Annotated in this window: 13 protein-coding genes and 2 pseudogenes; 9 read left to right on the top strand and 6 right to left on the bottom strand. The window is 44.6% G+C overall.

The features are described 5' to 3' along the window. Positions 1–15: 15 nt before the first annotated feature. From V513_RS09810 to V513_RS09800, 3 genes are all read right to left on the bottom strand, one after another. Positions 16–2,232, bottom strand: coding sequence for an MGH1-like glycoside hydrolase domain-containing protein (locus V513_RS09810; RefSeq protein ID WP_099772604.1), 2,217 nt, complete (start codon positions 2,230–2,232; stop codon positions 16–18). Beyond that, positions 2,222–2,959, bottom strand: a complete 738-nt coding sequence (locus tag V513_RS09805; protein WP_180274875.1) for a FadR/GntR family transcriptional regulator — start codon at positions 2,957–2,959, stop codon at positions 2,222–2,224. The genes V513_RS09810 and V513_RS09805 overlap by 11 nt, the downstream gene beginning before the upstream one ends. 512 nt (positions 2,960–3,471) lie before the next feature. Further along, positions 3,472–4,197, bottom strand: coding sequence for a hypothetical protein (locus V513_RS09800; RefSeq protein WP_099772602.1), 726 nt, complete (start codon positions 4,195–4,197; stop codon positions 3,472–3,474). Between the two features lie 222 nt (positions 4,198–4,419). On the opposite strand from V513_RS09800, the pseudogene V513_RS09795 reads away from it, so the two are divergent. From V513_RS09795 to V513_RS09765, 7 genes and pseudogenes are all read left to right on the top strand, one after another. Further along, positions 4,420–5,037, top strand: a pseudogene (locus tag V513_RS09795) (IS1634 family transposase); the annotation flags it as partial. Between the two features lie 186 nt (positions 5,038–5,223). Next, the gene (locus tag V513_RS09790) at positions 5,224–5,553 is read left to right on the top strand and encodes a 6-phosphogluconolactonase (RefSeq protein WP_143752426.1); all 330 of its coding nucleotides are present in this window, start codon (positions 5,224–5,226) and stop codon (positions 5,551–5,553) included. Between the two features lie 487 nt (positions 5,554–6,040). Continuing rightward, the gene (gene dapA, locus V513_RS09785) at positions 6,041–6,958 is read left to right on the top strand and encodes a 4-hydroxy-tetrahydrodipicolinate synthase (protein WP_099772600.1); all 918 of its coding nucleotides are present in this window, start codon (positions 6,041–6,043) and stop codon (positions 6,956–6,958) included. A gap of 36 nt (positions 6,959–6,994) precedes the next feature. After that, entirely contained in the window at positions 6,995–7,996 is a 1,002-nt protein-coding gene (locus V513_RS09780; RefSeq protein WP_099772599.1) for a DctP family TRAP transporter solute-binding subunit, read from the top strand. A gap of 65 nt (positions 7,997–8,061) precedes the next feature. Next, positions 8,062–8,592: a TRAP transporter small permease gene (locus tag V513_RS09775; protein ID WP_014731730.1), complete on the top strand. Its 531-nt coding sequence runs from the start codon at positions 8,062–8,064 to the stop codon at positions 8,590–8,592. Beyond that, positions 8,583–9,878 carry a TRAP transporter large permease gene (locus V513_RS09770; protein ID WP_014731729.1) on the top strand — a complete coding sequence of 432 codons (1,296 nt, stop codon included), beginning with the start codon at positions 8,583–8,585 and terminating at the stop codon, positions 9,876–9,878. Before V513_RS09775 ends, V513_RS09770 begins: the two co-directional genes overlap by 10 nt. A gap of 26 nt (positions 9,879–9,904) precedes the next feature. Continuing rightward, positions 9,905–10,660 (top strand): IclR family transcriptional regulator, encoded by a 756-nt coding sequence (locus V513_RS09765; RefSeq protein WP_099772597.1) that lies wholly within the window; start codon positions 9,905–9,907, stop codon positions 10,658–10,660. A gap of 56 nt (positions 10,661–10,716) precedes the next feature. Here the strand turns inward: V513_RS09765 and V513_RS09760 are convergent. Then, positions 10,717–11,391: pseudogene (locus V513_RS09760) on the bottom strand (ISNCY family transposase); the annotation flags it as partial. 593 nt (positions 11,392–11,984) lie between these two features. Between V513_RS09760 and V513_RS09750 the strand changes: the two are divergent. Beyond that, positions 11,985–13,475: an InlB B-repeat-containing protein gene (locus tag V513_RS09750; protein ID WP_099772595.1), complete on the top strand. Its 1,491-nt coding sequence runs from the start codon at positions 11,985–11,987 to the stop codon at positions 13,473–13,475. Positions 13,476–13,499: 24 nt separating this feature from the next. On the opposite strand, the gene V513_RS09745 is transcribed toward V513_RS09750, so the two are convergent. Beyond that, entirely contained in the window at positions 13,500–15,197 is a 1,698-nt protein-coding gene (locus tag V513_RS09745) for an HD domain-containing phosphohydrolase (RefSeq protein WP_099772594.1), read from the bottom strand. A 461-nt stretch (positions 15,198–15,658) separates the two neighbouring features. On the opposite strand from V513_RS09745, the gene V513_RS09735 reads away from it, so the two are divergent. Next, positions 15,659–16,483, top strand: a complete 825-nt coding sequence (locus V513_RS09735) for a hypothetical protein (RefSeq protein ID WP_099772592.1) — start codon at positions 15,659–15,661, stop codon at positions 16,481–16,483. Between the two features lie 468 nt (positions 16,484–16,951). On the opposite strand, the gene V513_RS09730 is transcribed toward V513_RS09735, so the two are convergent. After that, on the bottom strand, positions 16,952–23,581 hold the full coding sequence (locus V513_RS09730; RefSeq protein WP_099772591.1) for a DUF11 domain-containing protein: 6,630 nt from the start codon (positions 23,579–23,581) through the stop codon (positions 16,952–16,954). Positions 23,582–23,623: the final 42 nt, after the last annotated feature.

Genomic DNA, 23,623 nt, shown 5'->3' with positions numbered 1-23,623 from the left:
CCACCTCCATTCTTTTTACCTGTCCGCTTTTGAAGCGGAGTTGTAAGTTTTGACCGTTAGCTCCCCGTTATAGTTAGCTCTGAAGACGCCTTGACGTGAAACGACTTTCAGTGATTTTCCTGCAAGCTTCAAGTTGTCGATCTCGAAATCGAGGTCGAAGGGAAAGGGATCGAAATCTATTCCATCTTCTGAGACATTAATACCTGCCAGGTACTTAAAGAGAAGATCAATTACCCATGAATGCTGGTAATCATCGACACCCCTGTAAACGCTTGCCTTTCCATTGAAGGGATTGTAGTGTTCAAAGCAATTTGGCCTTTTTGGATCGCCTTCAAAGAACATCATTCTAACGAATTTGAGTATAAGCTCGACAGTCTTCTCGCGAAGAAGAGAATCTTTGAATCGTCTAGAGCATATACCCAGAACATCAATAATATGGCTGTTAGTCATTGGCCAAACTCTGCCATTCCAGGGGCAATTGTGTCTCTTTCCTTTCCATTCGGCCCACTGACTGAATAGGTGATCATCAAGGCTTGTTGCTGGGACAGGAAACTTCGTCCAGAATTCCTCACTGTTAAGTAGATGCCTTTTAAGTCCTGGAAGGTGTGATTCGTCTACAATATCTGTTAGGTACGGATAGAAACAAGTTGCTGCTTTCACTCCAGTTCTTTTGAAATTAACAGGGTTGACATCGGAAAATATTTCTTCTTGAGGATCCCACATGAAACTCAGAACAGCCTTCTTCGTTTTTTCTGCACTTTGATCAAACAGAGCTGCTTCTTCTTCAAAATCGAGTAGCCGTGCCATCCAGGACAGCGCCTTCTTCAGACTATAAATATAAACAGTCGCATCTACACCCTTCAATCTTATGCTGTTAGTCCAGCCATAGCGGTCGGCCATCGGATCCACTGCTGTATATCTGCTCATGAATTCCTGGCCAGTCTCAAATTGATCTACCACATCGTACAGACCTGATTCTTCGGGATCTCTTTCCGCATCGAAATATTTAAGATACCTTTTTAAGGGTCCAAATATCTTTCCAATAAAACTCATATCCGGATGAACCATAAAAAGATCCTTAACCGCTCTTCCCCAGTCGGCGTGATAAAATCCATTCTCCTGGATCTGGTTAACGTAAATGTGGCCTACAAAGGACCCATCCTCCTTCTGGTTATCGACAAAGTTCAGCAAGCTACCCTGACCGATTTCCAGAGTGTTTGACCAACGCGTTTCAAGCATGTGACACTGAGCGCTATATGTAATAAGTGCCCTGAAATAATCGAGTCCCTCAGATATTGCAGGGTGTTTCATAAATGATTCACCGCCTTGGTTCTTGAATAGTCTAAGACCGTACCACCTATAGTAGTAATAAGTCTGAAGAAATGGGTCGCTTATTTTAAACTGAGGGAGTGACGAAAAGTAATTGTTCCAATTGTTGATACTGCATTCTACAGGGTCTTCGTTAATTAGACTATCCCAGTTACTGAGAATCTCATTCTTGCTTTCAGCGGCTCCAAGACCGCAAACGATAAATGATTCACCGAGAGGAGGGATGCTGATTCTTCTTTGAATTCCTATGTACAAAAGACCTTCACGATTAATTCCTGCGTTTGTTATTTCCATCAAAAGACCCCTACTATTCAATTTTTCATAGAAAGGGGTCATCCTAAAATTCGGAATGTTTGCCGTTCTTTCAGAAAATGTGACATTGTAGCTTTCCATTCCTCCAAGTGCAATAAGCATTTCTGCTTCAATTGGCTTTCTATGTGGCTTAATGAGCTTCTTCCTGAATAAAACTCCTCCGTCTACTGGTTCAACAGACTTGATGTCAGTCTCACTATCATTCTCTGAACAATTATGCGCTGTCCAAACTATGAGATCCATCTCAATTGGCTTTCTGCTGCTATTTTTGATACTGACTTTAGATACAAGGAAATCCTGTTCTAGCATGCACTTTTCTTCAATCATTTCTACATTCTTGGCTGAAAAACTACTCCTGAGAACGGCTGGATTCCATGTTCTGCCGGTACATTTGAAATCGATTGGAATACCGTCTATCACGGCACTGATTGTGTACCCAGGATCAATTCTCATGTCGAAATAGCTCAAAAAATCCCACGCCCCTGGATTATCAAGGTGTAATGGAAATGGCGGGGTCCACAAAAGTCTATTTCCACCACCCAAATACCATTTGTCATCTCTTTCGAGCATTTTAAGAACATCAATCTTCATTGGCATTCCTCCCATTATTGTCTTGACAGTCGTGAAGGAGTTTTCGGCCATAACCGGTAAGATCGTATATATCTTCTCTGTCTATTTCAATGATGCGATCATAAACTTTGAAAGCTCTTTCCAGATCCCGGGATTTGATAGCTTCGTACAGATCTTTGTGAAGCGGTAGACCAGCATCACCAAAAGTTTCCAGTCCAAGAGGGGATTTCCATAGAACTTCCAGACCATCAAACACCACGTCAAAGACCTCTTTCAGAAAACGGTTGTGTGATATTTCAAAGATCTTCTTATGGAATCTCGCATCTGTGCTGGAAAGCTCAATCCTTGTTTTGATTGCCTCTGAGAGTTTTTCCATGCAATGAGAAAATTCTTCAATATCGCTCTGACTCGAGTTAGATATTGCGAGAGCTATCGCAGATTTTTCTAAAGTGCTTCGGACCTCTATCAGGTCAAATATATCTTTGGCACTGTCTGTCTCAATTTCAAAATTTACGTTGAACTGAATCCGTAGCTTCGTTTTCTTCAAAACGAAAGTTCCGCTGCCGTGGATGGTTCTTGTTATGCCTTCATATTCGAGAACTCTTAGCGCTTCTCTCACGACTGCTCTGCTTACACCCAGGCGTTCTGACAGTTCCAGTTCTCCAGGCAATCTATCTAGGCCTTCGAGGACTATCATCTTCTTCAGTTTGTTTACAATATCCACTGCAGTTCTTCTCTTGGTTTTCATCTTGGCTTGGCACCTCAACTTGATCTGTTGTCCACTCACAAGACAACCATTCACCATATTTTAGTATTTGAGTTTGTCAATTCCTTAGAGCCATTACCGACTATTACTAATGCTTAGGATCGAATTTAGCCGATTATTGAAGTAGAGAAATGTGATTTGAAAAGAGTCAAAATCAGTTGTCAACAAATGAGAAAGAATCAAGGATCTTTATTGGTGGCCTAGCGAATCTTATGCGAGAGAGTCTCTGTAAAGCTGAAAGTGTTTTGAAGCGCATCAGCTAAAATCAGTCGTGCTAAGGTCAAGGCGGTGTGCTCAAGCGAGTAATGATTAAGCAAAGTAAAGAATCCTTAGAAAGAAGTAGTAAAAAAGAGGTCAAGTGACAGTGGTCAAACAAATACAGTCCTTTGTTGCATACTTCTGTAATGCGCCGATACGAACCAGCACAAAGGGTTTTCCAAAACAAAACCCGAAGACTCAATGTCTCCGGGTTCAAATTGTGGAACCATCTTCCTTTATTGCTGGCCGAGCATCTTCTCCATTACTTCCAGCGCTTCGTCAGACAGAAGCATCATTGCGAGTCTTTGAGTAGTGAATTTGTTTTGAACGGGTCGCTCAACTATGCCAGGTTTGCTGGCATTGAGCCTGTCGGTCATTTTTTCTTTCATGACTCTCATTCTTTCGTCAACATCGAGATTCTTGAGGCGTTCCTGAGCTTCGGGAGGGAGATTTCTGAACTGCTGTCTCATCTGTTCCTCAATCTCCGGAAGTCTTTCTTCGATTCTCTCTCTAATGGGTGCATTTTTCTCATACACTTCAGAACGATTGGCTAATGGCCTTTCTCTGAAGTATTCAGCAAGATTCTCGGCCTGTTCGACCGTGATAATTGATTTCAGACCGTTCAGATAATTCTCGACTATCGACTGCATTCTTGTCCTGGTTGAATCAATTTCTGGAAAAGTCGCTTCTTCGCCTGAGATTGCTTTTTCCAGAGTTTCTTCAAGAGTATTTGTGACTCTTTCCTTTAGAGCTTCGAGTTCGTCGCGGGTGGATTTTGCGAGATCGTACACTTGGCCCAGCTGTTCAGGAGAGAGGTTGGCTGCATTTATTGCATTTGCAATCTGGATTTGCAGACGTAGTTCCAAAATCTCCCCGTCCATATCATTTCTAAAACCGGGAGAAGCTGTGGCCACTACTCCTAAAATCAGCATAAGGATCGAAAGAACTGCTATCTTCTTCATTTCTGTCACCTCCATTTGAGACTAAGACTATTATAAGAACCTGTAAGTGGAAGGAATGTGAAATGGTTTAACATTCTTATTCCTCATTCGTGATAAGGCTCTTCAAAGCAACTGAAAACAATATTCAGTATGGGTGACGAGGTTGAATCCTTTTTTGGGGCTTTTTGTCAAGGTTATCTCTAATTGATCATTTTGAATGTTTTAGCACGGATTGAAGAATCTGGTGATCTCCTTTTCAGCTCGAAAAGACGAGCATATCTGCATCTTTTCTACAATGGCGAGAAGGCAGCCAAAGATCAGGCAGAGATGAACGATTATCTGACCATACTATACAATGACCTTAAGAACAACACACGTGAAGAATACCGCATGAAGGACTACGACAAATACTTTACTGTTACCAGTAAATCCAGGGAAATCACACCGAATGAAGAGGCGATGCGTGAAGCGGCAAGAAACTATGGCTATTTCGCACTGCTTTCCAATGAAGTCAACGATCCCTTCGAGGCCTTATCTCTCTATCGCAGTAAAGACATAGTGGAAAAGGGGTTCGGGAACCTAAAAGACCGATTGAATTTCCGTAGAATGCAGGTTTCATCTGAACTATCGCTAAACGGCAAGCTGTTTGTTGAGTTTGTTGCCTTGATCTATCTTTTCTACATAAAGAAGAAGATGCAGGACACCTGTCTCTTCGAGAACTGGACATTGCAGGGTCTCCTCGACGAACTGGACACCATTGAAAGGTTTGAGTCTCCCGAACACGGCCGCATGATCGGAGAAGTCACTAAAAAGCAGAAGGAGATCTATGCCAAGCTGGGGGTGAAATCACCCTCGTTATAATTTCCGGGAATGTCGGCAGTAAATGAACTCTTGCTGAGAAGTATCTGTATTTCCAACGAAAACATCCACAGGATCAGAGATGAACTCTCTCAATAAGAGGCTGTCTCCGAATATAGAAACGAGCTGATAAGCTACTTCAGAGGGTTGACGTAAGTTTTGATCTTGTCATACTAGGGTTTGGAGAGGATGGGCACACTGGGCTTCTTCCCCGTGTCGAAGGAAATTAGCGATGCCCGTTCCCTTGTTCTTCCCACTGAAGGAACTTATGACGAAAGGCCTTCAAAAAGGATTACTCTCGGTCTTCGAGTACTGAATCAGTCCAGGAATGTCATCGTTTTGGGCACGGGAGTCTCGAAGGCTGATATCGTCAAGAAGGTCTTTCTTGACGAGGATTCCGAACTGCCGGTCTCAAAGATTTCTCTCGAGAAAGGCAGATTAGTCTGGTTGCTGGATAAAGACGCAGCCCGATGTCTTCCATATAAATTTCTCTCTCAATCTTCATATTGGAGTCCGTAGTCGTTTTCATGTCTTTTAGATCTTGCGACGTGTCGAACTCGAAGAAAGCCTTCTTCCAGGAGAAACAAGACAGGAAGTATATATCTGCTTCACTCTAGCTAAGAAATTCTTTGTACCTCTTTACCAGATCCGCAACCATTCCTTCGACAAATTTCCACATAAACGCCGGTCCTTCATTTAGAGCAAACTGATTTCGCCTAGTCAACTTTTGGTACTGAGAAAACTAACAGTGCCTCGATTTACGTTTCTTAAACTGAACTTCCTGTGAATAGCGCGAAGAGTTGAAAAGGCTCTATTCGAATGAAAAAACGATCACAAAAGACTGCCTCTGGAAAGGAATTCGACAACTTTTGTGATTAATCGATCGCCTGCGATTCTAGTCAGTCCAGAATAGACCTCAACGAGTTTAGAAAAATGACCCACAAGGGGATAAAATTTCATTGAAAGAAATCATGTTTCATTAAATGAAATCTTGGGAGCCATATTTATGGACGTTGTTGGCAAGTTTGGAAGGATACTCATACCAATGAGCACCGCATTTGCAGCTGACTATTCCATTGACTATCCAATGACAAGAAGAATAGCCAGTTATTTGATCAGTAAGAACTATTGCGATTCTCTGGTGATAGCCGGAACAAATGGGGAATTCTACTCGATGAGTTTTGAAGAGAAGGTTAGACTCTTCGCAGAGGTTAAACAAGAGGTCGGAGAAAGAGTGCCGCTTATAGCCGGTACGGGCACTGCTAACACTCACGAAACAATTGAGTTGACAAAAGAAGCGGCGAGACTCGGTTATGATGCAGCTATGGTTGTTGTGCCTTATTACTGTCACCCTACACAGGAAGGAATTTATTATCACTTTTCTCAGATATGCAAGAACACGGACCTTCCCATAATGGTCTATAATATCCCGCTCTTCACTGCTTCGAATATTGATCCTTCTACCCTTGCAAAACTCACCGAATTTGAGAATATCGTGGCGGTCAAGGATGAAGCGGGAATAAATCCTCTACAAACCTCTGCCTTCTTGAAGGCAACGGAGGGAAAGATAGTTGTCTATTCCGGTGATGATCTTATGATCCTCTCTGTCATGAGCCAGGGAGGAATTGGTGTAATAAGCGGAGGCTCTCACGTTATCGGCGATATGATGAGAAATCTGATCGAAGAATTTCTTTCAGGCGACGCCACGAAGGCAACCGGCAGTTTCAAAGAGTTGTATTCGCTGTTCAGCGCATTTTTTGGAAGGAACAGGCGTTTGACGAATCCATTGCCGGCGGTTAAGAAGGCATTTGCTTTGCACTCCGGGCTAGATGTCGCACGTGTAAGACCGCCACTAATGGAAATCGAAGAAGATGAAGTGGCAGTATTGAAAGATACACTCAGAAAGTTTGGAAAGATCTCCTGACTTTCAGGAACAAAAAAACCGAAAGGGGGTTTGGCGATGAAAAAGGCATTTATCGTAGTTTTTCTTCTGCTAACAGTGTTCGTTTGCTTTGCCGTTGAGGAGACCTATACAATTCGCTTCAATACGGTAGCTGCACCGACTCAACCGCAAGTCCTTGCAATGAATAAGTTTGCCGAAGTTGTCGAGAATCTTAGCGGAGGCAAAATAGTTGTGAAGGTCTTCCATTCAGGCCAGCTTGGAGATCAACAGACATCCTTGCTGGCAGTTATGAGAGGAGACCTCGAGATGGCCGGCGATGGAGCGCCATCGTGGTTCGCCGATCTTGGCAATATGCCGAAGATGGGAGTGCTTAATGCAGCTTACATTTTCAAGAGCCTTGACCACATGTATTCCGTTATGAACAGTCCGATGGTAAAGGGATGGTTCGATGAACTGGCCTCGAACACCGGAATGAGGGTTCTGGATACATGGTATCTCGGTATGAGGCAGCTCAACACGACCGAAAAGGCGGGTCCCGTTTACAAGCCGGAAGATCTCAAAGGCATGAAGATCAGAATGCCCAATAACGAGGCCTTCATGGACATGGGACGTGCAATCGGAAGCAATCCTACTCCAATGGGCTTCGGAGAAGTATATCTAGCACTCAAGTTAGGTACTATCGACGGGCAAGACAATCCGCTTCCCACCGATCTCTCGGCAATGTTTGTTGAGGTAACGAAGTACATAATCCTAACAGATCATTCTATAGGAATGATCAACCCTGTGATTAACGAGAAGTTCTGGCAGTCTCTGCCTTTCGAGTACAAGACTTACATTATTAAAGCGCTTGAAGTTGCCCGCTACTACATGAACTATCTTGTTCTGGAGCAGGAATCAAAGCTTCTGAAGCAGTTTGTAGATGAATACAACATGGAGATAATCGTGCCCGACAAAGAAGCCTTTATGAATCTGGCGAGGGATTTCTACTCAGATGAGAAGTTTGACAAAGCCTGGGGCGAAGGAATGTATGAGACGATCCAGTCGTATCCTCTGAACTAGAAAGATGAGCTAGTTACCCTGGACCGGGAAGACAACCGGTCCGGGGTATCGTTTTGGGGGTTGTCATGAAAAAGATATTCTTGTCGCTTTTGAAGACATTACAAATTCTGCTGAATCTAATTGAATCTTGGGGCGGGACTATTTTTCTCGGGCTTCTGTTCCTCAGCATTTTCTTCCAGGTGATTTTGAGGTATGTATTCAGCAGTCCCTCCCCGGAGCTATTCGAGATAGCGCAATATAGTTTCATCTGGACGATATTCCTAGGCGCCCCTTACGCAAGAAAGTTCGATGCTCATATAAAGTTCGATATTCTCTTCCTTAGGTTTTCCAGGAAGGTGCAGCTGATACTCCAGATAGTGTTCGACCTTTTCTTCTGCATAGTCCTTCTGGTCTCTCTGGGGCCAGTGCTTGGCGATGTGATCTTTTACAAAATAATAAAATCAGAGGTTCTCAGAATACCCTGGACATATCTCTTCATGTGCTTTCCGATTTTCATGGTATTGACGTTCATTCACAACGTGATCTGGATAGTGAAGAGCTTCCTGGAACTCATTTCCGGGAAGACATTTGCTAAGGAGGTTGAACCATGGGATTGATACTCTTTTTTATTATATTTGGTGCAACCTTCGCTCTGGGGTATCCGATAGCCTTTGGGATGATCATGGGGGGCTTTGCCTACTTCATTACTTCCGGAATGGATCTGGGAATCTTCCTAGACATAATGGCAATCGAACTGAGGGCCCAGGACGTTCTCCTTGCGGTTCCCATGTTCATATTTGCCGCGAACGTTATGAATGATACTGAGATTACTGACAGGCTTTTTGGCTTTTTGAAGCAACTCTTGGGAGGTGTAAGGGGTGGACTTGCGTACGCAAACATTGGCGCCAGCATTATCTTTGCGGGAATGAGCGGATCGGAAATAGCTGATGTTTCAGGTCTCGGAACAATAGAGATAAAAGCGATGATGGACGATGGTTATGACGGTCCATTCTCCTGCGCGGTAACGTGCGCTTCGGCAACGATTTCGCCGCTGATCCCTCCCAGTATCCCCATGGTTATCTATGCTATGCTGACAGGGACTTCGCTCGGATACCTATTTCTGGCGGGAATTGTTCCGGGGCTCTTTCTGGGTTTTATCGAGGCCGGTATGGCTTTGTACCTCTCAAAGAAAAGGAACTATCCCAAAGGGCAGAGATACCCACTCAAGGTAATTGCCAGGAGTTTCGTTAGGTCGTTCCCGGCTTTGCTCGCCCCAGTCATTTTGCTTGCTGGAATATATGGCGGCATATTCACACCGACTGAATCGGCGGCGGTACTGGCTGCATATTCAATTCTCGTTAGCATCTTCATTTATCGCACGCTTGGATTGAAGAAGCTACGAAAGATAATGCTAAAGACAGTGTACAACGTTGGCGCAATAAGCTTCATGATTGCCGGCGCCTTTGTTGTGAAATATGTCCTAGCAAGAGAAGAGATACCGCTGTTGCTCACTAATGCATTCGTGGATATGGGCCTTCTGTCAAGTGCCTGGGTGCTTCTTTTGAGTGTTAATGTTCTCTTCTTCATCCTTGGAATGTTCTTCGACGTATCGGTCATACAGCTGGTAATTATACCGATCGTCTTTCCACTTGTGAGGGCTGCAGGGATAGACCCCGTTCATTTCGGAATCGTAACCACTTTCAACCTTATGCTTGCGCTGGATACGCCTCCTTACGGACAAACCGGTTTCATAACTAGTGCTATCAGCAAAACTCCCGTCGGAAAGGTCTTCAAAGAGATGCTAAAATATTGGATACCGATAGAAGTTATGGGACTTGTAATAATTACTTACTGGTCCGATTTCGTTTTGTGGCTTCCAAGATTGCTTGGGTATGCGCATTAAGGTCAGATCATAGTCGAGGGGTTTATATGCAGAGTGTTGAAAGGATCGTCAAAATTCTCAGTTCATTCAGTCTTGAAGAATCGAGACTGAGTCTTGATGATCTGACTAAAAAGAGCGGTTTGCCCAAGGCAACCGTGTATCGAATCGCGGAGGCCCTCTGCAAAGAACATGTTCTTGAAAAGGATAGCCAGACTCCCACATATAGAATAGGGATCAAGCTTTTTGAGCTGGGAAGTCTTTATCTCTCTTCAATGAAACTGAAGGATGTGGCCTTTGCCGAAATGGAGAAACTCCACCTTCAGACTGGAGAAACGATACACATGGGCATACTCGACGGAACGGAGGTTGTCTCGATTGAAGGCTTCGAAAGCTTTAAGTCGCTCCACACCAAGTTATACATAGGAAAACGTGCGCCTCTCTACTGTACCGCCGTGGGAAAGGCGATACTTGCCTTTCTTCCCGAGGCTGATCGCGAAGGGCTTATTGACACTCTTGACCTTATTCCCCAGACTTCGAAGACAATAACAGACAAAGCCAAGCTCAGGGAAGAACTGGAAAGGATAAGATCAAGAGGAACGGCCTTCGATAAGGGGGAGAATGAAGACGGTATTGCATGTGTCGGAGCTCCAATATTTGATTCATCGGGCGTAGTTGTAGCGTCGATAAGCATATCCGGTCCTATCTTCCGAATGGAAGAGGAAGTTATGAAGAAATACTCCGATCTCCTCAAGAAGGTTGTGTCAAGGATCTCTTCAGCACTTGGGCATGGATTACAGCAATGAGGTAATGCATCATAATTAAATCTACTCAAGAGAGAGTTAATGCATCAAAATAAAATCTACTCGAAGTCGAGATGAAGGAGATTAAGAACACCTCCCTTTGAGTTAGATTTGGACTTCATTATCTGTATGTCAACCAGTGATTCTTGAGAATGTGCTATATTACTCTTGAGTTTGTATAAATCTAGGGCTTCGTGAACCTTACGAAGCTCATCTTTTTTTGTACAGTCAATCCAGGGAGAGTTAAGCACTCTTTCATAAGGAGTAGCGAACTTGTCGTATTTCTTCACTATCCTTGTACCATCTCTGGTCTTTTCAATCATCTTTTGAGTAGGCTGGAAATGGTTGTTGTAGAGATTCAAGCTTTCATATAGCTCATTCAAGATACTCAGTTCCTCCAAAGTGTCATATCTGTAATAGCCAACGGCCCTTCTGACCAAAGACCAGTTCTTTTGTTCCACATGAGGATTGTCGTTCTTGTTGTAACTCCGGCTTCTGGTAAAGACCAATCTTTCATCCAAACAATACTTATACAAATGAGCGTTAATGAACTCCGAGCCATTGTCGGAATGAATTCCCAAAAGAGGAAAAGGAAGTAACTCTCTCAATGCAATTATAGCTTCGAGAGTCCATCTTTGAGCCTTGTTCCTTATCGGTGCAACGATACTCCAACCACTGGCAACATCCACCATATTCAGGCTATAACAGAATTTTCCCGAGCTATTGCCCCTATCAGAATCAGTTATTAGCCTGCAGTACTAGCTGGATAGACTGACGATCCTTTCTCTTGGTGGATTTGATAATCGCTCCGGCGCAACAAATTGATCGTCCCGAGTCTTTTGGAGGTCTCAGTTTTCCAATCCGTTCTGAGTTCGAGCAAACGCACCTACTACAATCTTGATTGCCAATAATTCTTCGTTCGAGCCTCCATAGTATCAGATATCTGCAGTGATCTATTAGAGAGTTTTGTAAGAGGCTTGCTTCATCAAAAAAAATGGATGAAAGTCTAACTAAACGCACATCGGTTCTCTCTTCCGAGGTAGATTCCACAAAGAACTGAGCATCAACTCCTATCTTTCTTCTCAACTTAAAATATCTTGTGATTGCCTTCATTATAAGACTTCTACAAAAGCATGCGTGGACGCTGACGTTCTTCTCTTTCCCGTGAGCATTTATGAACAGATTGGATTGCAACCACTAATGGATAAGGGCAACCAATGACTGAATGACTGTTGATAATGATTTTTTCACAAATGCTCGGGAATATAATACGTTTGAGAGAAGACCATGAACCGAGCAACATAAATATGTATTTCGGAGGTTTTTTATGAGAACCTACAGGAATGGAAAACTCAGGTTTCACAAACTTATGATCTTCGTTGCAGCAATTTCTTTTGTCTTCCTATCTACTGGGTGTATCTTCAAGACCGTAACTCTAACTATGCTCGAGCCAGATGAGGGAGGAGAGGTTCAGCCCCTTCCCGGAAATCATAAACACTTGATCAACACGTCTGTAGATCTTCTGGCAGTGCCGGACGACGGGTGGGACTTCGACCGATGGGAGGTAGATGAGGAATTCTATTCAAATGAGAAAGAGACGAAACTGGAAATGGATTCCGAAAAGACAATCAAAGCTTTTTTCTCGAGACAACCGGTTACCTTAACTATGGAAGATGAAGAAGGAGAGGGAAGTATTTCACCGGTACCGGGAGAGTATCAGTTTGATTATTCTACCCTGGTCGGTCTTTCAGCTACTCCGACAGAAGGCTGGGAATTCGACCGATGGCAGGTTGACGGCGTTTTCTATTCGAGTGAAGAAGAGACGGAATTGTCTATGGACGCAGATAAGATAGTAGAGGCGTTCTTTAACGAGGAGCCTGTGGCTTCGGTCACTCTATCTATGCACGAACCAATTGGTCAGGGAGCGGTTGCTCCGGCTGTCGGAGATCACAAGTATGATGCAGGAAAGTCTTTAACACTTCAAGCGACACCGGCAGAAGGGTGGCTCTTTGAACACTGGCTTGTCGAAGATGCAGTCTATTCCACTGAACATGAAGCCGAACTTACAATGAACACTGATAGAAACGTAAGGGCCGTTTTTGTTCGTAAGACTCACACACTTACAATGCTTGAACCTTCAGGTAGTGGAGATGTCGAACCTGCCGTCGGGAACAGTGTTTATGAAGAGGGCTCCGAGGTTTCCCTTGCTGCAACACCGTCCGACGGCTGGGACTTTGATTTCTGGCAGATAGATGGGGAATTCTTCTCAGGTTCTGAGCAGATAACAATCACAATGAATGCCAGCAAGACGGCAAGGGCTTTCTTCATTGAAGAGCCTCCAACGATTTTCACCTTGACAATGGCTCAACCAACCGGTCAGGGTTCCGTTAGTCCTTCAGTCGGAAATCACAACTACATAGAGGGAACCACCGTCCTGCTTTCGGCTACTCCCGCAGAAGGATGGGGTTTTGAAGCGTGGTACTTAGATGGTTCTAATTACTCAGATAGCCAGAACGTTTCAGTTGTTATGGACCGTGATAAGTCAGTTTCGGCCACGTTTGTGCAAGAGGTGGAAAAAGTTACTCTAGAAATCTATAAGTCCGGAAGGGGAACCGTTAGTCCCGATGTCGGAATATATTTCTATGATAAGGGTGCTGAGGTCAATTTGAGCGCAACGCCTGATGCCGGGTATCATTTTGAAGATTGGCTTGTTGATGGCACTACCTATGAGGTTGCCGACATAACGATAACTCTTGAATGGGACACTATTGCAATCGCCACTTTTAGGTGTAATTGTGGAGGGGTTCATCAGGAGTGAAATTGAGATCCTGGTAGTAGAAGATCATAGTGGAGGATAACTTTCAAGGATTTCGAGGAATTCTTTCACGACGTGCCTGTCAAACTGAGATCCTGAGTTCTCAAGAAGGTATTCAATCGTTTTTTCTTTGCTCCAGGCCTTTCGGTAGGGTCGATCAGAAGTCAGTGCGTCGTATACATCTACAACTGCGAATATCCTCGCTGCGAGAGGGATCTCTTCTCCTTTGAGTCCGCGGGGATATCCGCTTCCGTCCCAGCGTTCATGGTGACAGTAAGGAATATCCAGCGAAGGTCTAAGGTACTCGACTTGCGACAACACTTCATACGCCGTTGTCGGATGAGTTTTCATTACCTTCCATTCGTCTTCAGATAGAGGTCCTTCCTTCAGTAACACGCTGTCCGGAATAGAAATCTTCCCAATGTCGTGCAGCAGGGCGCCTCTGTACATGTTTTCTATTTCTTCTTCCGATGCCCCCATTTTCTCGGCAAGCCAAACTGTAAGATCGGCTACTCTCCTTGAGTGTTTCTTGGTGTTCATGTCTCTCATTTCCAGTGTTCCTGCAAGAACTTCCAAAGTCTGATCGTAAGCTTCTGCGATCTTCCTGTTGCTGTCTTTCAAATTATCTATCATCAGAGCAACATCTATCGCTAGTGAAGCTTGTGCCGCAAGCATCTGCAGAAAATCATTCCATTCACTGTCTCTGTGAATTTGCATCATGTCGAATGTTTCAAGGACTCCCAGAATTTTTCCTCTCGTTTCAAGGGGTACGGCATGATAGTCCTTCACTTTCATATCTATCAGGTTCTTGAGCCTCGGGCATTCGGGATTGCTAGAGGTGTCCAACGGACCGGAGTAAGGCTTTCCCGACGAAGCAACCGAACTAGGTATAGTTCCTTCCATTGGAAGCTCTCTGAAGTCCATTTCTCCAGTGACTATTCCCTTTCCATGAGCGAATCTCAGAACACTTCTTTCTTCGTCAATTAAGAAGACATCGGCGCCATCTACGCCAAGCCTCGAGATCAATCTTTCGAGAAAGACATCCAGCATCTTTTCAAGTTCGAGGTGATAGCTGACGGCCATATCTATTTCGTGCAGTGCGCGAATATTTGCCAGTCTATGCGTTGCGCTTCTTTCTGATTCTACCAGTTGAGTTATATCTACACCTGTCAAAACGAAGTAATCATGTTCCCCTCTCCAGCTTGTAAGATTGCTCAGTGCCCATCGGATGTGTAGAGTAGTCGACGAGGTTTCTAAATCGGCCTCATAGAAGTTCTCTATCTCTCTATCCAGTGTCTTGCTTGCGGTGTTCTCGATCCAGTTTGCTAGATCAGGGGATGCGAAGACTTCGGAGCAGTTCTTTCCAATTATATCCTCCGATTTGAGTGAAAGAATCTCCTCAAAAGTCTCATTTGTGAAGACAATGACCCCTTCACTATCAAAGACCGCAACGAAAACTCCTGCCGTGTCGAGAACTGCGTCGGAAAAGTCTTTCTGTTTTGCCAGTTCGAGTTGTGTCTTGTTTTTCTCTTTGAACTCACGGTAAATAAGAAAGTAGAATAGAAGACCGCTGAAAAGGACGAAGGCCCAACCCTTGTAAGTCTGTGCGTGCGTTGAGGTGCTTCTCTCAACGAACATCCAGTCTACAACCATATCCGACAACAGTATCCATAGGATTCCGAACAATATGTATAGAAAAGCTACTTTCAGCGCTGGATTCTTCATACTTGAATTCTATTCGACTTTTGACAAGAAAAGCAATAAAAGTTGAGAGAGGTAGGTCTGTTTGAAAGATTTGCTGTTCATGTGAAAGCGAATGGATAGTATGCTTCTCTCTTCACAACGCAGCAAAAATCGACAGTCATTGCGGTCGATGTTTGTTTTATGATGAGATATATGAGGTTGAAGAAGTCTAGAGAGCGAACTTCAAAGTCTGCTGCTTCCTTGTTTGATGATCCTGCAAGCCGATCTTCGACACTCCCTGTTCTGATGAACAAAGATATTCTAGGCAGGGATGCAAAAGAGGATTGACAAGAATCATCATATTGTCTTTTCATGAGAGTTATGGATTATGTGAAGGTCATGATGATCACCTTATACAGACTCGGCAATTGAGAAGCAGAACGAACGGAGTAATGGTAGACTAAAATACGAGAAAGATTATCGGCATATAGGAGGCGTTTGGTATGAAGAGATACCTCTTTGGGGCTGTGGCGGCGTTAATCGTTCTTACGGCCTTTGCCGGGTGTTTCAAACCCGAAAAGACTCCCGAGAACGTTAGAAATTACGTCGAAGCTGTTTCGGATAAGTGGAATCAGTTGTTCTCAAATTCGTTGGAACTGATCTCCTGGGATTACCATGGAACGATAGCCGATGATAACGACCTTAAGGAGACGGTTGAACTGCTTACTGATCACGATTCCGTTCGGCTTTTCCAGATAGACATCACAGATCCTTCTTTTGCATCCGTAGTTCTTCTCTCTTCAATTCCTTCTGCTGACCAGGACGACTTTTCCGAAGCGGTTGAGAAGCTTGTTGAACTTGGCCAACATAGAATAAGACTGAACTGGAAGATAATCTCTTCTGGGTCAGAATTCACAACCGTTGCCCTCGTCAATGAAGACAATGTGGTCTGGGATTCCGTAATCGGCAGCGTTGTTATAGAAGAAGAGGAATTCTCTCCTGTTGCTGGAGAGCAGTCTGGCAGCGTTATCATCAAGTGGCTCTGGGGAACAGAGAGAGGCAAGATCACCTGGAGTCTTGAATGTAGTGGTCCTCCACTGGCATGCAGTTATACTTCAGAGGCAAAGATCGCCTCCGGTGAAGCCCGCATTGAGACAAAGCTAGTTAAGGGTGAGGAGTGCTGCACGCTTCACTATGCCTGGGCCTACAGGACGCCTACCGGTTCAATAAGCATCGACTGGAATCCAGATACGGAGCAATTCGACGTCGAAGTCAGCAGCTGGGGAAGCACAGGAAGCGGACAAGGGATTTTCGAGTGTTGCCCATGAGTTGATTTTTACGAATGATTATAGAATTTTCTTGCTGCAAGTATTCGAAGTCATCTCTTTCAAAAGAACCATTCATTTGCCCAATCGCAGAAATTCAGTGACAATAATTGGAGTAAGTTTTTCCGAAGTACTATCCTTAGTTTCAGAATTTTGATTATCATAGACAACGCTCTTTCTTCATTAAGTTAGCGACTTTTTGAGTTTCGCTCCTGAAAGGTTTTGTAGTGAAGCACTTATGGAAAGCAATTAAAGCATAGTATTCAGGTTTTTTTGGACGCTGCTCTGCAATGATTTGCACAGTGCAACAATTGTGACAAATCGCGAATTTTTTTTACTCAGACCATTGTCGCATGCTGAAGATTTTCATTTACAATGTTCTTCATCTGTCTATAAACCGATCATTCTGTACACCGACATGTTTTTGATTTAGATAAGTGTATGACTTAAGCTTTTAGAAAGAGGTTAGCTTCACTCTTTCTCGACTGAGATGGATAGATCTCCCTTTGAACCAGGTTCGAGCCATACAGTCCTGAAATTGTCCGAGACTACATATCCCTTAGGCAAGTCGATTACTTCAACTAAATGTTCCCCGAATACAAGTCCTACAAGTTCTATAAATCCGAAGACCTGGAATTCGACTCCATCGACGTTTAGGCTAACGACTTCGTACAGATAATCTCCAGACTCGTCAATTATGGAAATGTTTAGCGAGCTTCGTTTTGCGAAACCAATTTCCAGTCGAGTATCGCCTTTTTCGTCTACTTCGACTGTCTCGATTTCCGTCGTGCGTGAGTAAAGCCGCTCGAATCCCTTCTCCATTGAAAGGACCACCTGGCTTTTTCCCGAAGGGACTCCTTCTAGAATGGTCTGCGAATTCACTCTGAAGGGACGGCCGCCGATCGTAAGTACTCCCGAGGCATCGAGAAGAGGTTCCTCCAATTCTCTTGTGCCGTTTCCATTGAGATCATCAAATAACGTGACTTCCATCCTTCTCTCGTACGCGATTCCAAAACGAACGCTCTCTATCTCCCCGGCTTCAAGCTCTACATTAATATCAACTGCTCCAGTAGTGATGCTCACTCCTTCTCCAAATGAAGCCAGATCGAGTGAAAGTTTCATCTCTCCAGGAGTAATCGGCACCGTCAGTGTTCCCGAAGTTGTGAATATCGATTCCTCGCCAACGCTTACTGAAAAACTTTCAATGTATTCCTCTCCTTCTTCAAACTGGCCTGAAGTGTTGGAATCCACAAATACCGCTACGTTCAAGTATGCCGGAGATTTCATGAAGGGCCAGTAAAAATTCCTGACACCTGACTCGGGAACGCTGATCTCTAAAGGGCCGCTGACAAGAGAAATCATTCCCGAAGGGTATTCGATCAACTCTACGGTATGGAGACCGGCGGGAAGATCGATCTCTATTAAGCCTCTCTCATCGCTTTGATATTCCGTATCTCCGATTTTGACTCTTACTGGAACGGGTTTTTCGCTGGTTTCCATGATTTGATCAAGGTTTCTGTCCTCGAAGAAGTATAGGTTCAACCTTCCTTCCTTCTTCTTCTTGAAGAACCAGCTGTCATCGAATTTGAATCTCATTCCGAAATAGAAGCCGTTCTTTTGGAGATTCCCTATGAAACTTTCTTCTAGAGAGCCCCAGCCATATCCTGCATAAATCTGTGTGTCGGGGAGGGGAGTTATCCCCATTTCAACTATGTATCGGTTGTAGAGTCTACCTGATTTGTCCAGTACAAGATACCCCGAACCGGAGATAGAAAGCAGATCCATGAGTGTCTTTTCTATCCTTAGGCCGCCGATCATGTAGAGTGAGCTCTTCTTCAGGTACAACTCTCCAGTAAGCGAAAAATTCATTGTTTTGTCCATCCAGAATGCGGAATCGATTGATAGGCTTCCCTCTGTGTCCTTTATCCCCTCTCTTGTTTGGGAATAGTAATCGGCCTGGAAGAGTAGAACTAGAGGTCTTCTGAGATCGGGCACATAGGCAAGCTCCGCCTGGGCTTCAAATCTGCTTGTCTCAACGGCAGGGCTGTTTGAGTAAAGCATATGGTAAGCGGGTCTTAGTCTTTCGAATCCCGAGTACTCCCCGCTGCTCTCGAAAAGCATTCTCGCAAAGCTAAGGCTTCCATCGAGTTTTAAGTCTGCGTCGAAGGCTAGCTTCAGATCTTCAATTTCCCTGTTTTCAACGCCGAAATGAATTGAGTAGAAGTTCTCGGTTTCTGTACCACCCAGCGTGTGATTAGCCTGGAGAAGAAGCTCGATATCTACAATGTCTGGAGAAAAAGAAGCCGTATATCCCGCGCCTATTGACAGCTTTTCGGCGAGGGTTGCTTCAATATCGAATTTGCCGTGATCCATATTTAACCCAAAACCTATGACGGTCGAAAACTCAAGCGAAGGGAGGATCTCAATTTTCTCCCGGGCAACCAGTGAAACCTCGTCGAATCTCTTCAGTAAATAGGGAGAAAGGGATAATCTGTTTTCTTCTCCGCTTGAATAGTCAAAGACGAGATCTCCTCCGGCAAAGAGCGTCTCATTCACTCCGAAGTCCGCCCCCAGAATCATTCCCATGATTGGATCGAGATTCTTCAGTCCAATGCTGACCTCACCCCTGAACTTGAAATCCTTTCCGGAGAACACTGGCTTCATGATTGCCCTGATTTCGTTATCCATATTCCCATCACGGTGTATCAAAGTCTCTTTTAGAGAAGTTTCAAGAAGCGTTTCTCCAAGAACGAAATCCTTTAGCAATTCAAAAGAGAGCGTTCCGAGCGAGGTCTTCTTATCATAGTTGTATCCTGACAGTATCTTCAATCCCAGAACTTTCGGAGCCAGTGATAAATCAATTCCAAAGCCGGAAGATTCCTTCGAGCTTCCTGGAGCAACAAATTCTCTGTCGAGATGGGCTGCAAGGCTCCCGTCGAGAAATTCATTGCCAAATCTCAAAGAGGAATCGGTTCTAAATCCCGCATTACCGTCATCGAAGGCAAGCTGCATGTTCATATCCATTTGCATAGTTTCTGAAATAGGTTTTGAAACGTCAAGCACCACAAACCGATGTCCAGATCTTAATCCTTCGACCATGCCCGCTACTTCAAATTCCCATTCGTCAAGTTCATAATTCATTCTTCCCATCAAATCTAAATCGCCTGGCAGCGAAGATTCAACATAGTATTCGATTTCAATGAATACTGGATTGAAATCGATGTCAAAATACGGCACTGGACTGCTGAAGATTAACATCCCGCTATTGTAGAGGACGTAGTCTCTGCCGCTTTTCATGAGCTCGCTATTTATCACTTCGCCGTCCCTGTCTCTGGTGACGACCATTATTGTTTCGCTGCTCTGTATTGGAGATTCCTCCAGATAGTAAGGGCCTCTTATTCCCTCGCCCCTGAATACCTCCTTTTTCACCTCTCCGAAGACGGGGTTTGCGAAGAATGAATATGATAGGCTCTCTCCGTGATACTCGCTTGAGAGTCCGTTGCCTCTGGAAGAGAGACCGAAGTCCGCCAGATCGTCGAAAGAATAATCTCCGAGCTGTAAATTGAAAAGGCCCTTTTCGAAACGGAAGAAATACCATTTGTTTGAGGAAGCCAGAGTTCCTGCCTCTGATTTGTTTCCGTGAGTTAAGTACGAGTCGAAATCTCCCGACGCCTCTTCACCTATTCTGAAGGTTAGCAGGGAGTCCCCCAAATTCAAACGGCCGAAAAGACTTCCTTTCAACGCGATCTTGCCGGTCGAAAGTGTGTATTGCAGGTCTGTGAATCCAGTTACTAGTGGGGGTCTTTCTTCTACCCGGTACTCTATACTTGCATCGGCCGAGAGGTCGGAATATTTGACAGTAAATTCCAATAAACCCGCCTTTGACCTGGGCTTAAGTTTAAGAGTGGCAACACCGTTCTCCAGTCTCAGAACTCTACCATCCCAGCCACCGCTTTCCTCAACTGCCTCCTCGGCTTCGAGTCCTTCGATTATCAGTGTGCCGCCTACTGAGGAAGGAACTCCCTTCTCGTCCACAAGGGAGATAGTCAATACCGCTTCGGTTATTCCGTCGGCAGTAATTATCCCTGGCTCAGTTACTATCTCTATTCTTTGAGGTTTTCCCGAAAGGTAGATCTGAATCTCGTGGCTATCCTCGTAGTTTCTGTCCTTCCATTCAACTCTGAGAGAATTCGTTCCGGGAATTAGCTTCACGTTGTAGTACTTCACAAACAGCCATTCCTGCAGCTTATCGGTGGCCCTCTGGCCAACCTGGCTTTCCGGAATTAGCACATCGTTTGCATAAAGCGAGAAGCTGCTTTCAGAAGGGACCGCGATTTCTACAGGAATTCTCTCCGAACCGACAAATTCCTGTCCATCCACCGGATAGAAGATATACCCGTCACCTGAACCATCGACTATCTCAGAAGAGATCACAGAGGAGATTATGGCAGACCTTCCATCGATTCCCTTCAGAAGCGTGGGGTCCTTAATATCTATTGATTCGAGCGGGACTTGCTTCGTTACAAGAGGAATGTCAATTATTGAATAGATACCCGGTAAAGACTGGAAGATGAAAGATCTTTCGTTACGTAACGAACGCCCGTCCTGAATCGTCGAAAGCTCGTAATTAGTAACGTCGATGTCAACCTTCATAGAGTGTGTTCCCGGTTTCAGTCTTTCAAAATGGAACAGCCCTTCTTCATCGGAGAGGACGAAGGAACCGTCTTCAAGGAAGATCCTCGTTGGTGAAGGGGCCGTGTCCTCTGAATCGTAAAATCCATTTCCGTTGTTGTCAAGATACAATCTGCCCACAATACCCGAGCCCTGATTCATAGGTCTTAGTACGGTCGCTTCAGAGACGACCGGTTCTGTCTCTACCTCCGAGACGAACTCCTCCGAAAACATCTTTCCGGTAGCGGTCACCCTGTTTTTCAGAGACTCTCCAAAAAACTCCTCGAGCTTCAACTTGTAGATAATGATGATCGTTTCTCCGGGTCCCAGAGAACCAAGACTATCGAAAATAAGTCGATTGCCGGTTACTGCAGGTTCGGAAGAGACCCCGCCGATTGTGGTGCTTCCTATTACATATTTCGTTCCTTCTGGAATATCGTCCGTTATTTTGAGCTCAGTGATTGTGGCTATGGAACTGGGGTTCGAAATTTCGATCCTGTAAGTAAGCTCCGAACCTAGTTCCACAACGGAAGGCGAAACAGACTTTATCAGTTCCAGCCTTCCGTGATAAACCTTTGCGCTCACAGTACCTGAAACTACTTCTGTACCCTTTCCGAATGCCGAAGCAGAGTTCTCGATTATTGAACCTTCGGGTAGATCTTCCATTGTCCTGCATTTGAAGGAGATCGAAACATTCTCAAGCGGGTCAAGGGATTCGAATTCAACGATCAAAGTTCTGCTCGAGTTGTCGAAAGAAACCGTCGCTTCCGTAGTGACCTCTATATCAAACGGATCTGACAACATATCGGAGATCTGATCCGTTACCACAATTTTCCCACTACTTCGATTGCTCTCATTGAGTACAGATAATGAATAATGAACTTCCTCTCCGGGAAGTACTAGAGATCCAGATATCAAAGACTTTTCTATATCAATCGAATCGGCTCCCAGCAAGACTGGGATAATATCTATCGTTCTGTTTGCCTTCTCACCGACTCGCGTCTCGGGAAGGAATTTAAACGTATTTCCGTCATTGTCTCCAGTGAGACCGGTCGGAACCACTACTTCCAGTTTTACGTCAACTTCGTCTCCCGGCAGAACTATTCCAACATCCACAAAACCGTTGTTGTCACTGTCCTTCAGGGGCTCTCCCGAAACATCATAGAATACAAAAGACCAATCCGTATCTTCGAAATTCCTGCTCCCGACGAGAAGATCCATTACACCGGGAACGTTTCCTCCGTTTTTGACAGTGTGAAGAAAGATGACCGACTGGCCCTCATATACCGTTTCGGTACTGATGGTAGTGTCTTCGTCTGTCATCTCTGCGGCTTCAGGGTAGTTGAGCGGGCCTATTAGGGGTAATTGAAATGGTACAATTACGAATTCAACCTCGTTGGTTTCGATCTGTCTCGTTTCACCGAGCACAGAGTATTCAATTGTCCCTTCATTGGATCTGTTGCCCGGTTCGGCTCCCGGGGGAAAGATTACATCAAATTCAGCCGTTATCTTTCCTTTTGCCGGGACATCAATGAATGTCAGCTCGAATCCCTTAATGTCCTCATCTCTTTCAGGAAGCGTATCCGACCAGTTTTCACCGTCGAAGAATCGAGCTGTGAACTGGAGATTGGAAGAAATGGAGTCTGGAAGGAGAATGCCATCCAGAGAAAGGCCTATGAAGTCAATGTAATCCGTGAACTTTACCCAATGGAGATCTATGTCGTATCCGTTCGTGAACTCTATCGTGTAGGACTGTGTGGTACCCGGGACAACTTCCTCCTGTGAAAGGTATTTGGAGGCAGATACGAGCTGTTCCTCGCGAACATTTACTCTCACAATGTTGTCCTCATCCTTATTTCCTGCCAGATCACTTCCAATGACATTCAAGAAACAAGAGTTGTATTCTTCACCAACACTCTCGACGACGAACTCGGCAATTATCCTTGCCGATTCGCCCGTTTCAAGCTCAATCTCTTCTATGAGTGGTTCGTTACTATCCACGGAGCCATTCTCATTTTCATCGTAATAGATCCCTTCGAATCTAAGAACTGGTTTTTTCGAGGTATCGGCCGCCACTAACTGGATCTCTTCTTCAACATCATCCCGGAAGACCTGCAGAGCCGCAAGGGAAATCACAGTTGGGCTGTTCCCGTAATTTGTCACTGTGAAGTGTGCGTTGACCAACTTCCCCACCACACCATCTATTTCCTGACCGGGGTTTTCGAAGGTCCCGTCCGGTTTTATTGTGAAACCGTAGACAGGCATGACAGTTGTAAAGACCTTTTCAGAGAAGACAGTTAGCATGTTGCCATCACTGTTGTGAAATCTCGCCGAGGCAATATTCTCGATCTTTGTACCGGCCGGTGTTAAGGCCAGCGCAATTCCAGACGTGACAATTAATATGATAGAAATGAGTACTCTCTTATTCACCGAACCACCTCATCGACTTCCTCGGCTCTACGATCAGGGGAA

The organism is Mesotoga sp. H07.pep.5.3 (assembly GCF_002752615.1).
GTDB lineage: Bacteria > Thermotogota > Thermotogae > Petrotogales > Kosmotogaceae > Mesotoga > Mesotoga prima.
Note: the sequence above shows the minus strand (reverse complement) of the source record. Positions and strands in the feature narration are given on the sequence as shown.

Excerpts from the sequence above, each read along its gene's own strand:
- V513_RS09810 (WP_099772604.1), bottom strand. The coding sequence starts at position 2,232 with ATGAAGATTGATGTTCTTAAAATGCTCGAAAGAGATGACAAATGGTAT.
- V513_RS09805 (WP_180274875.1), bottom strand. The coding sequence starts at position 2,959 with ATGAAAACCAAGAGAAGAACTGCAGTGGATATTGTAAACAAACTGAAG.
- V513_RS09800 (WP_099772602.1), bottom strand. The coding sequence starts at position 4,197 with ATGAAGAAGATAGCAGTTCTTTCGATCCTTATGCTGATTTTAGGAGTA.
- V513_RS09790 (WP_143752426.1), top strand. The coding sequence starts at position 5,224 with ATGGGCACACTGGGCTTCTTCCCCGTGTCGAAGGAAATTAGCGATGCC.
- dapA (WP_099772600.1), top strand. The coding sequence starts at position 6,041 with ATGGACGTTGTTGGCAAGTTTGGAAGGATACTCATACCAATGAGCACC.
- V513_RS09780 (WP_099772599.1), top strand. The coding sequence starts at position 6,995 with ATGAAAAAGGCATTTATCGTAGTTTTTCTTCTGCTAACAGTGTTCGTT.
- V513_RS09775 (WP_014731730.1), top strand. The coding sequence starts at position 8,062 with ATGAAAAAGATATTCTTGTCGCTTTTGAAGACATTACAAATTCTGCTG.
- V513_RS09770 (WP_014731729.1), top strand. The coding sequence starts at position 8,583 with ATGGGATTGATACTCTTTTTTATTATATTTGGTGCAACCTTCGCTCTG.
- V513_RS09765 (WP_099772597.1), top strand. The coding sequence starts at position 9,905 with ATGCAGAGTGTTGAAAGGATCGTCAAAATTCTCAGTTCATTCAGTCTT.
- V513_RS09750 (WP_099772595.1), top strand. The coding sequence starts at position 11,985 with ATGAGAACCTACAGGAATGGAAAACTCAGGTTTCACAAACTTATGATC.
- V513_RS09745 (WP_099772594.1), bottom strand. The coding sequence starts at position 15,197 with ATGAAGAATCCAGCGCTGAAAGTAGCTTTTCTATACATATTGTTCGGA.
- V513_RS09735 (WP_099772592.1), top strand. The coding sequence starts at position 15,659 with ATGAAGAGATACCTCTTTGGGGCTGTGGCGGCGTTAATCGTTCTTACG.